This window comes from Aurantibacter sp. UH7 (assembly GCF_056839165.1).
Genome location: NZ_CM166388.1, coordinates 2,903,265 through 2,916,126, shown reverse-complemented (window position 1 = coordinate 2,916,126; position 12,862 = coordinate 2,903,265). Strand labels below are relative to the sequence as shown.

General features: G+C 34.0%; 14 protein-coding genes. 2 read left to right on the top strand and 12 right to left on the bottom strand.

Annotation, left to right across the window (positions count from 1 at the left end; all coding sequences use genetic code 11):
- The first annotated feature begins 10 nt into the window (after nucleotides 1-10).
- On the top strand, nucleotides 11-436 hold the full coding sequence (locus UH7x_RS12190) for a hypothetical protein (protein WP_482360198.1): 426 nt from the start codon (nucleotides 11-13) through the stop codon (nucleotides 434-436).
- Nucleotides 433-1,875: an SDR family oxidoreductase gene (locus UH7x_RS12185; RefSeq protein ID WP_482360197.1), complete on the top strand. Its 1,443-nt coding sequence runs from the start codon at nucleotides 433-435 to the stop codon at nucleotides 1,873-1,875. Before UH7x_RS12190 ends, UH7x_RS12185 begins: the two co-directional genes overlap by 4 nt.
- Here the strand turns inward: UH7x_RS12185 and ctlX are convergent.
- From ctlX to ykgO, 12 genes are all read right to left on the bottom strand, one after another.
- Nucleotides 1,872-2,807: a citrulline utilization hydrolase CtlX gene (gene ctlX, locus UH7x_RS12180; RefSeq protein ID WP_482360196.1), complete on the bottom strand. Its 936-nt coding sequence runs from the start codon at nucleotides 2,805-2,807 to the stop codon at nucleotides 1,872-1,874. The two genes, UH7x_RS12185 and ctlX, sit on opposite strands and share 4 nt — an antisense overlap.
- A gap of 8 nt (nucleotides 2,808-2,815) precedes the next feature.
- Nucleotides 2,816-3,727 (bottom strand): dimethylarginine dimethylaminohydrolase family protein, encoded by a 912-nt coding sequence (locus tag UH7x_RS12175; RefSeq protein ID WP_482360195.1) that lies wholly within the window; start codon nucleotides 3,725-3,727, stop codon nucleotides 2,816-2,818.
- A gap of 91 nt (nucleotides 3,728-3,818) precedes the next feature.
- Nucleotides 3,819-5,105, bottom strand: a complete 1,287-nt coding sequence (locus UH7x_RS12170; protein WP_482360194.1) for a citrate synthase — start codon at nucleotides 5,103-5,105, stop codon at nucleotides 3,819-3,821.
- A 136-nt stretch (nucleotides 5,106-5,241) separates the two neighbouring features.
- Entirely contained in the window at nucleotides 5,242-6,786 is a 1,545-nt protein-coding gene (locus UH7x_RS12165) for a glycogen synthase (RefSeq protein WP_482360193.1), read from the bottom strand.
- Between the two features lie 143 nt (nucleotides 6,787-6,929).
- The gene (eno, locus tag UH7x_RS12160) at nucleotides 6,930-8,222 is read right to left on the bottom strand and encodes a phosphopyruvate hydratase (protein WP_482360192.1); all 1,293 of its coding nucleotides are present in this window, start codon (nucleotides 8,220-8,222) and stop codon (nucleotides 6,930-6,932) included.
- Between the two features lie 103 nt (nucleotides 8,223-8,325).
- The gene (gene carA, locus UH7x_RS12155) at nucleotides 8,326-9,450 is read right to left on the bottom strand and encodes a glutamine-hydrolyzing carbamoyl-phosphate synthase small subunit (RefSeq protein WP_482360191.1); all 1,125 of its coding nucleotides are present in this window, start codon (nucleotides 9,448-9,450) and stop codon (nucleotides 8,326-8,328) included.
- 157 nt (nucleotides 9,451-9,607) lie between these two features.
- Nucleotides 9,608-10,108, bottom strand: a complete 501-nt coding sequence (rplQ, locus tag UH7x_RS12150; RefSeq protein WP_482360190.1) for a 50S ribosomal protein L17 — start codon at nucleotides 10,106-10,108, stop codon at nucleotides 9,608-9,610.
- Between the two features lie 59 nt (nucleotides 10,109-10,167).
- Nucleotides 10,168-11,160: a DNA-directed RNA polymerase subunit alpha gene (locus UH7x_RS12145; RefSeq protein WP_153757419.1), complete on the bottom strand. Its 993-nt coding sequence runs from the start codon at nucleotides 11,158-11,160 to the stop codon at nucleotides 10,168-10,170.
- Nucleotides 11,161-11,181: 21 nt separating this feature from the next.
- Nucleotides 11,182-11,787, bottom strand: coding sequence for a 30S ribosomal protein S4 (gene rpsD / locus UH7x_RS12140; protein ID WP_482360189.1), 606 nt, complete (start codon nucleotides 11,785-11,787; stop codon nucleotides 11,182-11,184).
- A gap of 91 nt (nucleotides 11,788-11,878) precedes the next feature.
- Nucleotides 11,879-12,271 (bottom strand): 30S ribosomal protein S11, encoded by a 393-nt coding sequence (gene rpsK, locus UH7x_RS12135; protein ID WP_348148234.1) that lies wholly within the window; start codon nucleotides 12,269-12,271, stop codon nucleotides 11,879-11,881.
- A 96-nt stretch (nucleotides 12,272-12,367) separates the two neighbouring features.
- Entirely contained in the window at nucleotides 12,368-12,742 is a 375-nt protein-coding gene (gene rpsM, locus UH7x_RS12130; protein WP_482360188.1) for a 30S ribosomal protein S13, read from the bottom strand.
- A gap of 2 nt (nucleotides 12,743-12,744) precedes the next feature.
- Nucleotides 12,745-12,861: a type B 50S ribosomal protein L36 gene (gene ykgO / locus UH7x_RS12125; protein ID WP_013621733.1), complete on the bottom strand. Its 117-nt coding sequence runs from the start codon at nucleotides 12,859-12,861 to the stop codon at nucleotides 12,745-12,747.
- Nucleotide 12,862: the final 1 nt, after the last annotated feature.

Sequence of the window (12,862 nt, the reverse complement as noted above, 5' to 3'; positions counted from 1 at the left end):
AAGAAACGCTATGTTGGTAAATGTGTCATACAACAATAAAAATATAACTAATAAAGTAGAAAACACCGTTGGCAAACCCTTTACCATAAAAGAACGATGGCAAATGAATGGAATCGGGTCCCCAAAATTATTCATTATTAAAACTAGTTTTGAAATCAATAATCTATTGATCTTAGATAACAATACTAATTCGTGCAACATAGAACTAAGACCAAAGGGTATTATTCTTCGTTTTCGTTCGTTATTAGAGACTTTCGCTTTGGTTATACCCTATTACAAATTAAGCGTGTATAAAGGTGATTTAGCTACTTACACCATTTACCGCGACAATTACTTTATTAAGATTAAAGCAGATACAAAAGCAATTCAAAAGTTTCTTCGTAAAATGCTAGATTATAAAGCTGATAATTTACCACCCTCAATTCACGATTTATGAATATATTACTCACAGGTGCCAATGGTTATATCGGCATGCGATTATTGCCTCAACTATTAGATTTAGGACATCATGTTATTTGTGCAGTTCGTGATGCTGGACGTTTATCGGTTGACAATGAGATTAAAAAAAGAATAGAAATAGTAGAGATTGACTTTCTAAAAGAGGTTGATGAAGATATTCTTCCGAAGAATATTGATGCCGCTTATTTTCTTATTCATTCTATGAATTCATCGGCCAAAGATTTTGATGAGAAAGAAGCAAATACAGCTAGAAACTTCAACGCTTATTTAAAAAATACGAATGTAAAACAAGTGATATACCTTAGTGGTATCGTAAATGACGATACACTTTCTAAACACTTATCTTCAAGAAAAAACGTCGAAAATATTCTTTACAAGGGTACATTTAATTTAACTGTTCTTCGAGCTGGCATCATCGTTGGCTCGGGAAGCTCTTCATTTGAAATCATACGTGACCTCAGTGAAAAGTTACCAATAATGATAACCCCCAAGTGGGTTAAAACAAAAACACAGCCCATTGCTATTCGTGATATAATTCACTTTTTAACTGGAGTTCTAGGCAATGAAAAAACATACAACGATTCTTTCGATATTGCCGGACCAGATGTTTTAACCTATAAAGAAATGTTACATCAATATGCCAAGGTAAGAGGCTTTAAAAATTGGATTTATACTGTACCGGTAATGACCCCAAAACTATCGAGCTACTGGTTGTATTTTGTCACCTCTACATCGTATCGATTGGCCTTAAATTTAGTAGATAGCATGAAAATAGAGGTAGTGGCTAACGATAATCGATTAGAAAAAATTTTAGGAATAAAAACACATTCTTATACGGAGGCTATAAACATGGCTTTTAATAAAATAGAGCAGAATCTTGTTGTAAGTAGTTGGAAAGACAGCATGGTAAGCGGCAGATTTACCAAAAACTTAGAAAAGTTTATTCAAGTACCCAAATATGGAATTTTAAAAGACGAAAAAAAACTTAAAATAAATAACCCTGATGTCGTATTAGAAAACATCTGGAAAATTGGTGGCGATAATGGTTGGTATTATGGAAATTGGCTATGGAAAATAAGGGGATTTCTTGATAAAATTTTAGGTGGAGTAGGTTTACGAAGAGGAAGAACACATCCCGATAAAATTTTTGCAGGTGATGCACTAGATTTCTGGCGTGTTCTTTTGGCTGATAAAAAAGGAAAACGATTATTGCTTTTTGCTGAAATGAAATTGCCAGGTGAAGCCTGGTTGGAATTTAAAATTGATGAAAACAATATACTTCATCAAACTGCAACCTTTCGTCCTCGTGGCCTAAAAGGTCGCCTCTATTGGTATTCCATCGTACCATTTCATTATTTTATATTTGGTGGCATGATTCGTAATATTGCTAAAAAACAAAAGTTAAATTATAACTAGCTTTTAGCTTTTGGTAAAAAAACTTCTGCCATCATACAACGTGCACTACCTCCACCGCAAGTTTCTATGGTGTTCAAAGAACTATGCAGAATTGTGTTATGTTTTTCTAATGCGGTAATTTGTAATTCATTTAAACTATGAAAAGCAGCAGAACTCATTACCATGAATCTCTGACCTTCGGCACCTAATACCTGCAACATATTGCCTGCAAAATTATGCATCTGTTTTTCACTAATAGCTATTATTTCTTTTCCATCACCTTTAAGATGATTAATTATACTTTTACGCTCTTGCTTATCATCTATTGCATCTAAGCAAATAACTACAAATGATTCACCCATTGCCATCATAACATTTGTGTGATAAATCGGTAAACGCTTGTCGGCTACAGTTTGATTTGCCGTGAATATTACTGGAAAGCAGTCAAAATCCTCGCAAAATTCAATAAACAATTCTTCATTAGCACGTTCAGAAAGTGCACAATAAGCTTTTTTGTTTTCTCTATCCAATAGTATACTTCCTGTTCCTTCCAAAAACAAACCTTCCTCCTCCGCAGAAGTGTAGTCTATTATATCATTTATTACAAAACCCTGCTCTTCCAATACAGTAAAAACATCATCTCTACGTTCTTTTCGTCTATTTTCGGCAAACATAGGGTATACTCCAACCGTACCATTTTCATGAAAAGAAATCCAATTATTAGGAAAAATTGAATCTGGAGTATCTGGCTCTGTAATGTCTTCTATAACAATCACTTTAACACTATTCTTACGAAGGACGTTTACAAAATCATCAAACTCAGTTTGTGCCTTTTTATTAATTTCTGAATTCTTAAAATCAAGATCTTCTTGAAAATAATTATTCACAGCAGTCTGTTCGTTCATGCGAAAACTAACTGGCCGAATCATTAGTATTGTATTGGTTATCTGCATATTTAAATTTATTTTCTTATCAATGGTAATGTACTGCAACGTAATAAACCTTCTTGTTTAGATATTTCGGAATATGGAATTTCTTCAACTATAAAGCCTTGGTCTCGTAACCAATTGTTCAGTCTCGTAAAACTTTTCTCAGAAACAACCACTTCCGGTGATATAGAAAAAACATTACTAAACATTTGATACATTTCGTCATTACTTATTTCAAAGATGTTTTGTTTACCAAAGAAATCTACCAACCATTGATACTCTTCTTCAATTAAAAACCCATTTTCATGAATTATCGCTTTCCCTTTTCCTAAGGGTTGAAAACAACAATCTAAATGAAGCGCATTTTCACGAGCATTTTTTGATTTACGCAATTCGAAAGATTTTATTTTTTTATCTGGAAAGAGTTCTGCAATAAAAGCTACGGCCTCTTTATTAGTTCTTGCTGTTATCCAATCTGAGTAATCATCTCCTGAATATGTACCAATAAATATATATTCATTCCATGGCATAACATCTCCTCCTTCTACATGAACTTCCTCTGGTAGTCGAATAATATTCTCTGGGGCAATTCTATCTAACACGTGTAATATAGCTTCGATCTCTTTTTCTCGATTAGGAAGGATATTCGCTAAAATTAATTTTTGTCCAATAACAAAAGCAATATCTCGCGAAAATATCTGATTACAATTTTCTATTACTTCTGGTCGATGGACTAGCACGCCATATTTCTCAAACACATTGGCAAATGCATCCATTTCCAAAATCATATCTTCTTCTTGCGGATAAGTACCAGCTAGGATATGTTCTAATGATTTTGGGTCATAGGCCTCTTCTGGTTTTGGTGTAGGTCCACAACTATTGGCTGTACCTAACAGAACAGCCTTTAAATTTGAAATTTCATCATTAACATTTAAGTGCAACATATAAATATCTTTTTTATCAATCGTAATACTATATAAAAAAGGCCCTTTTAATTAAAAAAGAGCCTTTTTTGTTTTTTATTAAGGTAGCAATCTACCGCGATTCGAGATTTACAAACGGACGATGTTTTTCACCAATATATACTTGTCTTGGTCTTCCAATCGGCTCATTTCTTAGTCTCATTTCACGCCATTGCGCTATCCAACCTGGCAAACGACCCAATGCAAACATTACAGTAAACATCTCTGTTGGAATACCTAATGCTCTATAAATTACACCAGAGTAGAAATCTACATTTGGATATAATTTTCTATCAACAAAATATTGATCTTCTAAAGCTTCTTTTTCCAATCCCTTAGCGACTTCTAGAATAGGATCTTCTATACCTAAATCTGCTAAAATTTCATCAGCAGCTTTTTTAATAATTTTTGCTCGTGGATCGAAGTTTTTATAAACTCTATGCCCAAAGCCCATTAGACGAAATGGATCCGATTTATCTTTAGCTTTAGCCATATACTTTTTTGTATCGCCACCATCAGCAACAATGGCTTCAAGCATTTCTAATACCGCTTGATTAGCACCACCATGTAATGGTCCCCAAAGTGCAGAGATACCTGCAGAAAGTGATGCAAAAAGTCCTGCATGCGAAGAACCTACGATTCTTACTGTAGAAGTTGAACAGTTTTGTTCATGATCAGCATGCAATATTAGCAATTGATCTAAAGCATTAATAACAACCTCATTTCTAGTATAATCTTTAGATGGTTTTTTAAACATCATCTTATGGATATTCTCAACATAACCAAGAGAATCATCTCCATAATCTAAAGGTAGTCCCTTTTTCTTTCTTAACGTCCATGCCACTAAAACAGGAAATTTTGCCAAAATCCTTACAATTGCACCATACATTTCATCTGCAGAAGTAACATTTACTGAAACAGGATTAAAAGCTATTAATGCACTTGTTAAAGATGTAAGTACGCCCATTGGGTGTGCCGATTTCGGAAATGCATCTAATATCTTTTTCATTTCCTCATCAACATGCGATTCATTTTTAATATCCAAATGAAAAGCATCAAGTTGCTCTTTATTTGGTAATTCACCAAAAATTAGCAAATAACATGTTTCTAGAAAATCTGCTTTTTCTGCAAGTTCCTCAATAGAATATCCACGATATCTTAAAATACCTTTTTCCCCATCTAAGAACGTAATTTCACTCTCACAACTTCCGGTGTTTTTGTACCCCGGATCAATAGTAATCATCCCTCCTGTAGCACCTCTCAAGGTTTTAATATCTATAGCAAGTTCATCTTCGGTCCCCTTAATTACTGGAAACTCATACTTATTACCATTGTATTCTAATGTAGCTTTATCTGACATTCTTTGTGTTTTCTATTAAATTAAATCGATTGTAAAGTTACGTAAAAGGTACTATTTTGACAATTATCATTTCCATTTTTAGATATATTAACAACACTGCTAAAAATAGTCTAATTGTTTAGACCATTATGCTGAATTAATTGCTCATATGATATAAATGCTCATAGTACTGATCAACTGATTTTTTCCATGTAAAACGCATGGCTTTAGCATTTTTTTGTATTTTTTTCCACTGCGGTTTATCATTTGTATAAATATCAATTGCTAAACCAAAAGTATCTACCATACTCCTTATTTTATCGTCATAAGAATCACCATCAAAACTAAAACCTGTTTCCAGATGCTTAACTGTATCTTTTAGACCCCCAGTATTATGAACTAAACAAGGATTACCATTACGCATTGCTAACATTTGGCTAATTCCACAGGGCTCAAAAAGGCTTGGCATAAAATACAAATCGGATTCTAGATAGATAGAATCTATAAGATCTTCCGATTGTCCATTGGTAAAAATAAAATTCTTATGTTTATAGCTTAACTCCCGAAAGGTTTCTTCATAATCCGGCGCACCAGTTCCTAAAAGCATAAAAACGCCATCAATTTCTTCTAGTTTTTTCAGAATTTCAACAAAAGCTTCTGGCGACCGTTTTACAAAGTAAAATTTTTGTTCTGTTAGCCGCGCCACACTCGAAGCAATAAATTTAGGACGATTACCTTTCACATACTCCATCACCTTCTCGCCAGTATGTGCTAAAAAATCTGATTTATATTTTTTATCCTCTTCTTGTAACCATTTGAATAGCGCAGAAACCGTATTCCTATACAATAGACCTTTTTCAGCAGCTCTTATATTTGCGTAATTAGAACCATTTAATATTCCGAATAATCGACCTTCATCATTCGCTTTTCGCAAATCGTTTTCTAATCCTTCACCACCAATGAATTCTGGCGGTGCACTAGGTTGGAGTATATCATCTTTATATGACGGCGAAACTGTTTGTACCGCATCAGACAATCGTATGCCTACAGCCATTAAATTGATACAATCAGTATAACGGTAATCCATTAATCTTTCCTTATCCAACACTATTTCAGGAAACCAATTTAGCATGGAAGCATAGTTATTTTCGAAAGGTCGTATACCTTGAATCGCCAAATTATGAATGGAATAAATATATCTGTATTGCTGAAGCGATTTATATGCAGGTACATATTCTTTTAAAAATAACAACAGACTAGAATGCCAATCATGCATATGAACAATATCTAATTCTCCAAAAGCATTTTTTTTCATTGCTTCTGCTACGGCCGTACAAAAAATAGTAAACTTTAAAAAATCTGTGTAAAAAGGCTCTTCAGGATCATCATGATAAATATGTCCAATCTCACCAGCTTCAATTTCCGGATGATGAATGACATAATGTTTTAAATTTTCAAATTCCTTTTTAGGCGCTACTTCATAAAGTTCAGCAAAATAAGTTGTACCTCTTAGTTCAAATTTAAGAGCAGATAACAATACACCTCCTTGGTGCAATCTAGAATATGAAGGCACAACCACATGAACCTGATCTCCTCTACTAACAATTTCTCTTGGCACATCTCTAACAACATCTCCCATACCTCCAGCTTTACATTTATCAAGAGCATCATTTTCAGCGGCGACAAAAAGAAATTTATTCATATAGTACGTTATTTGCGAGTTAGTGTTTGCGTTTTTAAAGAATTAATAAAAAGGTAAGTAAACTTTTAAGACCTCACAAAAAAAAAGCCTTTCTAACCTAGAAAGTATAGGAAGAAAGGCTCTTTTATTATCAATTAGATAAATTATTTGATTTTAAATGCTTTTTCTTGTGGATAATATGCCATGCTACCTAACTCTTCTTCAATACGCAAAAGTTGGTTGTATTTTGCCATACGATCAGAACGAGAAGCTGAACCAGTCTTTATCTGACCAGTATTTAAGGCAACTGCTAAATCAGCAATCGTATTATCTTCTGTTTCTCCAGAACGGTGACTCATTACTGAAGTATAACCAGCATTTTTAGCCATATTAACTGCGGCGATAGTTTCAGTTAAAGTACCAATCTGGTTAACTTTAATTAAAATTGAATTGGCAATACCATTCTCAATTCCTTTCGAAAGTCGCTCTACATTAGTAACAAAAAGATCATCACCAACGAGCTGCACCTTATCACCGATTTTTTCTGTTAGTGCTTTCCAACCATCCCAATCATTTTCATCCATACCATCTTCAATTGATATGATTGGATATTTAGCACTCAATTCCGCTAAATATTGAGCTTGTTCTTCAGATGTTCTAATTACTCCTTTATCACCTTCAAATTTGGTATAATCGTATTTTCCATCAACGAAAAATTCTGCAGCAGCACAATCTAATGCAATCATTACGTCATCACCTAATTTGTACCCTGCTTTATCAACAGCTTTAGCTATTGTATCTAGAGCATCTTCAGTACCACCAGCCAAATTTGGTGCAAAACCACCCTCATCACCAACGGCAGTACTTAAACCTCTGTCATGAAGTACTTTTTTAAGATTATGAAAAATCTCAGTTCCCATTTGCATAGCGTGACTGAAATTTTTTGCCTTTACAGGCATTACCATAAATTCTTGAAATGCAATTGGTGCATCTGAGTGCGAACCACCATTTATAATATTCATCATAGGAACGGGTAAAGTATTTGCACTTACACCACCTACGTACTTATATAAAGATTGACCCAATTCATTAGCTGCAGCTTTAGCCACTGCTAAAGAAACGCCTAATATTGCATTAGCTCCTAATTTTGACTTATTTGGAGTACCATCTAAATCAACCATTGTTTGATCAATTAAATTTTGATCAAATACCAACATGCCTAAAATTTCTTCAGCTATTAATGTATTAACATTATTTACGGCTTTCATCACAGCTTTACCCATAAAGGTATCGCCACCATCTCTAAGTTCAACAGCTTCGTGCTCACCTGTTGAAGCCCCAGAAGGCACGGCAGCACGACCCATTACGCCATTTTCAGTTACTACATCTACCTCTACCGTAGGGTTACCTCTTGAATCTAAGATTTGTCTTGCATGTACGCTAAGAATGATACTCATATACTATGTTTTAAATTGTTTTTTTCTAATATCAAATATACAAAAGACCCGCCTCATAATATGCTGTCCTTTAGGTATATTAAAAGGAATAATGATTTCTTAACTATGACACCGTTTCTTTTGCGGTTTTCTTAATTAAATCATGAAATTGATCAAAAAGATATTCTGCATCATGAGGACCTGGACTTGCTTCTGGATGATACTGTACAGAAAAAACATTTTTATCCTTCATTCGAATACCGGCAACTGTTTGATCGTTTAAATGAACATGGGTAATCTCTAAAGCATTATTAGCTTCAGTTTCTTCTTTATTGATGGCAAAACCGTGATTTTGAGATGTGATTTCCCCTTTACCAGTTAGTAAATTCTTAACTGGATGATTTATACCCCTATGCCCGTTATGCATTTTATACGTTGATACCCCATTGGCTAATGCTATTACCTGATGACCTAAACAAATTCCAAAAAGTGGGCTATCACTTGCTATTATTTTTTTAGCAGTATCAATTGCTGCTGACAAAGGTTCAGGATCCCCCGGACCATTAGAAATAAAATAACCATTGGGTTGCCATGCTTTCATTTCTTCAAAAGTAGCATCGTAAGGAAATACCTTTATATAGGCATCTCTTTTAGAAATATTTCTAAGTATATTCTTCTTTATACCAATATCTAATGCTGAAATTCTATACGTGGCGTTTTCATCACCATAATAATAAGGTTCTTTTGTCGAAACCTTAGAAGCCAACTCAAGACCTTCCATACTAGGCACTTCAGCTAATTTCCCCTTTAATGATTTAATATTATCCACGTCTGTCGAAATCACAGCATTCATAGCTCCATTATCTCTAATGTAACTAACTAGTGCTCTAGTATCGACATCTGAAATACTAAATAAATTATTCTTATCTAAAAACTCTTCAAGGCTACTATCTGCATCTGGCCTTGAATAATTATAACTGAAATTTTTACAGATTAAACCTGCAATTTTCACTCCTTCAGATTCTACTTCGTCAACATTGGTTCCATAATTACCAATATGTGCATTAGTAGTTACCATCAGTTGTCCAAAATAAGAAGGGTCAGTAAAAATCTCCTGATACCCTGTCATGCCTGTATTGAAACACACTTCGCCAAAGGCAGTTCCTTCTTTATCTCCTACCGATTTACCATGGAAAATTGTTCCATCGGCCAACAATAAAATCGCTCTTCTTTTAGACTTATATTTCATTTGATATATTTTTAATCCTAGTTTAAATTATTTCGTAGCAATATATACTGCATTCCTAATACAAAACAAATTGAACCCAATTACTTCACAAAATAATATAAAAAAAGGATAAACTATTAAGTTTATCCTTTTCCAATTATTATAAGTAATTAACATACTATTCTTCTGAATCATCTGTTTTAGTCTCAACCGCTACTGGTGGAGTTTCAGTTTTAGCACCGCTACCTCTTCTACTTCTTCTAGTAGTTTTCTTCTTAGGCTTACCTGCATTGTAAAGTTCATTGAAATCTACAAGTTCAATCATTGCCATATCGGCATTATCACCCAAACGATTTCCTAACTTGATTATACGTGTATACCCTCCTGGTCTATCACCTACTTTTTCTGAAACAACTCCGAACAACTCACCTACAGCATACTTATCTCTAAGATATTTAAAAACGATACGTCTATTATGTGTACCCTTATCTGCAGACTGATTATTCTCAGCTTTCGATTTCGTAATTAAAGGCTCAATAAATTGTTTTAAAGCTTTTGCTTTAGCTACAGTTGTATTGATACGCTTGTGTTCAATTAAGGAACAGGCCATATTTGCTAACATAGCTTTTCTATGCGCCGTCTGTCTTCCTAAATGATTTACTTTTTTACCGTGTCTCATTATTTTATTCTATGTATTTCTCCAACTGAGGGAATATCCCTTCCTGTAAGAAATATCAGTTAATCTTTATCTAATTTATATTTTGCTAAGTCCATTCCGAAATTAAGTCCCTTGTTAATAACAAGCTCTTCTAATTCGGTTAATGATTTTTTACCGAAATTTCTAAATTTCATTAAATCATTTTTATTGAAGGAAACTAAATCACCTAATGTATCTACTTCAGCAGCTTTTAAGCAATTTAATGCTCTAACTGAAAGGTCCATATCAACCAATTTCGTTTTCAATAATTGACGCATATGTAATGATTCTTCATCATATGTTTCTGTCTGAGCAATTTCATCCGCTTCAAGCGTAATACGCTCATCAGAAAACAACATAAAGTGATGTATCAAAACTTTAGCACCTTCGGTCAACGCATCTTTTGGATGAATAGAACCATCTGTTACAATTTCAAAAACTAATTTCTCATAATCAGTTTTTTGCTCTACTCTAAAGTTTTCAATGCTATACTTAACATTTTTTATTGGAGTAAAGATTGAATCAATTGCTATAGTACCAAGTGGCGCTCCAGATTTTTTATTCTCTTCTGCTGGTACGTAACCTCTTCCTTTTTCAATAATTATTTCCATATTGATGCTAACTTTTGCATCCATATTACAAATAACAAGGTCTGGGTTTAATACCTGGTAACCAGAAATGAATTTTTGAAAATCACCCGCTGTTAACTGCTCTTTTCCACTTACAGAAATAGCAACAGTTTCAGCCTCTGAATCTTCAATTTGTTTCTTGAAACGAACTTGCTTTAAGTTCAAAATAATTTCGGTAACATCTTCAACAACACCAGGAATAACAGAGAACTCGTGTTCTACATTGTCAATTCTAACAGATGTTATGGCGTGGCCTTCTAAAGATGAAAGCAATACCCTTCTTAATGCGTTACCGACGGTCAATCCATAACCAGGCTCTAATGGACGAAACTCAAATTTCCCTTCGAAATCTGAAGAATCGATCATTATTACTTTATCGGGTTTCTGAAAATTAAATAATGCCATGTGAATCAGTGTTCTTATTAATTATTTAGAGTAAAGCTCGACGATTAATTGTTCTTTGATATTCTCTGGAATTTGCATTCTTTCTGGAATAGTAACAAAAGTACCCTCCATTTTTTCTGAATTCCAAGTTATCCATTCATATACACTACTATTTGCAGAAAGTGCATCTTGAATTGATTGTACAGATTTTGATTTCTCGCGAACACCAACAACATCACCAGCTTTTAAAGAGTAAGATGGTATATTAACCAACTCACCATTAACTGTAATATGCCTGTGAGAAACCAATTGTCTAGCACCTCTTCTTGAGTTTGAAATACCCATACGATAAACAACATTATCTAATCTTGCTTCGCATAATTGAAGTAGTACTTCACCAGTTACACCTTCTTTTCTTTTTGCTGCAGCAAAAATATTTCTAAACTGCTTCTCAAGAATACCGTAGGTATACTTTGCTTTTTGCTTTTCCATCAACTGGACAGCGTATTCTGATTTTTTACCTCTTCTACGGTTATTACCGTGTTGTCCCGGAGGATAATTTTTCTTTTCAAAGGACTTATCGTCCCCAAAAATTGCTTCGCCGAATTTACGTGCAATTTTACTTTTTGGTCCTGTATATCTTGCCATCTTCTTTTTATTTGAGGTATGATTATGAATTAAGGCTTATCCTTCGATAATCGTCATTACACCTCGTGAATGAATAAATTAAAATACGTACTTAAACTCTTCTTCTTTTTGGAGGTCTACATCCATTATGAGGCATTGGAGTAACATCGATAATCTCTGTTACTTCAATTCCAGAATTATGAAGTGTGCGAATTGCAGACTCACGACCATTTCCTGGACCTTTAACGTAAACTTTTACCTTTTTTAAACCTGCCTCTTGTGCTACTTTAGCACAATCTTCTGCAGCAACTTGAGCAGCATAAGGAGTATTCTTTTTAGAACCTCTAAAGCCCATTTTACCTGCTGAAGACCATGAAATAACATCCCCCTTTTTATTGGTCAATGATATTATAATATTATTGAATGAAGCTGTTACATGTGCTTCACCAACGCTATCAACTATAACTTTACGTTTCTTTGCTGATTTTGTACTTGCTTTTGCCATATCTTTTAGTTTCTAGTTGTTAGTTGTTAGTATTAGAATCCTAAACTTTTACATTTCAAACAGATTCAATCCAACTACTAAATACTAATGACTTAATTATTTAGTTGCCTTCTTCTTGTTAGCAACAGTTTTTCTTTTACCTTTTCTTGTTCTAGAGTTGTTCTTTGTACGTTGACCTCTTAACGGAAGACTTGATCTATGACGTATACCACGATAACAACCAATATCCATCAATCGCTTGATGTTTATTTGTGTTTCAGAACGTAGTTCACCTTCTATAGTAAAATTAGAAACGGCTTCACGAATTCTACCGATTTCATCATCATTCCAATCAGACACCTTCGTATCTTCATCTACTTTAGCGATGCTTAAAACTTCTTTAGCTCTACTGTTACCAATACCGAAAATATAGGTAAGGGCGATTACGCCACGCTTTTGTTTTGGTATATCTATACCTGCAATTCTTGCCATAATTATCCTTGTCTTTGTTTAAATCTAGGATTCTTTTTGTTTATCACGTACAATCTGCCTTTTCTGCGCACTATTTTGCACTCGGCACTTCTCTTTTTTATGGATGCTCTTACTTTCATT

Coding starts and splice junctions, on each gene's coding strand:
- UH7x_RS12190 (WP_482360198.1), top strand. CDS start 11: ATGTTGGTAAATGTGTCATACAACAATAAAAATATAACTAATAAAGTA.
- UH7x_RS12185 (WP_482360197.1), top strand. CDS start 433: ATGAATATATTACTCACAGGTGCCAATGGTTATATCGGCATGCGATTA.
- ctlX (WP_482360196.1), bottom strand. CDS start 2,807: ATGCAGATAACCAATACAATACTAATGATTCGGCCAGTTAGTTTTCGC.
- UH7x_RS12175 (WP_482360195.1), bottom strand. CDS start 3,727: ATGTTGCACTTAAATGTTAATGATGAAATTTCAAATTTAAAGGCTGTT.
- UH7x_RS12170 (WP_482360194.1), bottom strand. CDS start 5,105: ATGTCAGATAAAGCTACATTAGAATACAATGGTAATAAGTATGAGTTT.
- UH7x_RS12165 (WP_482360193.1), bottom strand. CDS start 6,786: ATGAATAAATTTCTTTTTGTCGCCGCTGAAAATGATGCTCTTGATAAA.
- eno (WP_482360192.1), bottom strand. CDS start 8,222: ATGAGTATCATTCTTAGCGTACATGCAAGACAAATCTTAGATTCAAGA.
- carA (WP_482360191.1), bottom strand. CDS start 9,450: ATGAAATATAAGTCTAAAAGAAGAGCGATTTTATTGTTGGCCGATGGA.
- rplQ (WP_482360190.1), bottom strand. CDS start 10,108: ATGAGACACGGTAAAAAAGTAAATCATTTAGGAAGACAGACGGCGCAT.
- UH7x_RS12145 (WP_153757419.1), bottom strand. CDS start 11,160: ATGGCATTATTTAATTTTCAGAAACCCGATAAAGTAATAATGATCGAT.
- rpsD (WP_482360189.1), bottom strand. CDS start 11,787: ATGGCAAGATATACAGGACCAAAAAGTAAAATTGCACGTAAATTCGGC.
- rpsK (WP_348148234.1), bottom strand. CDS start 12,271: ATGGCAAAAGCAAGTACAAAATCAGCAAAGAAACGTAAAGTTATAGTT.
- rpsM (WP_482360188.1), bottom strand. CDS start 12,742: ATGGCAAGAATTGCAGGTATAGATATACCAAAACAAAAGCGTGGCGTA.
- ykgO (WP_013621733.1), bottom strand. CDS start 12,861: ATGAAAGTAAGAGCATCCATAAAAAAGAGAAGTGCCGAGTGCAAAATA.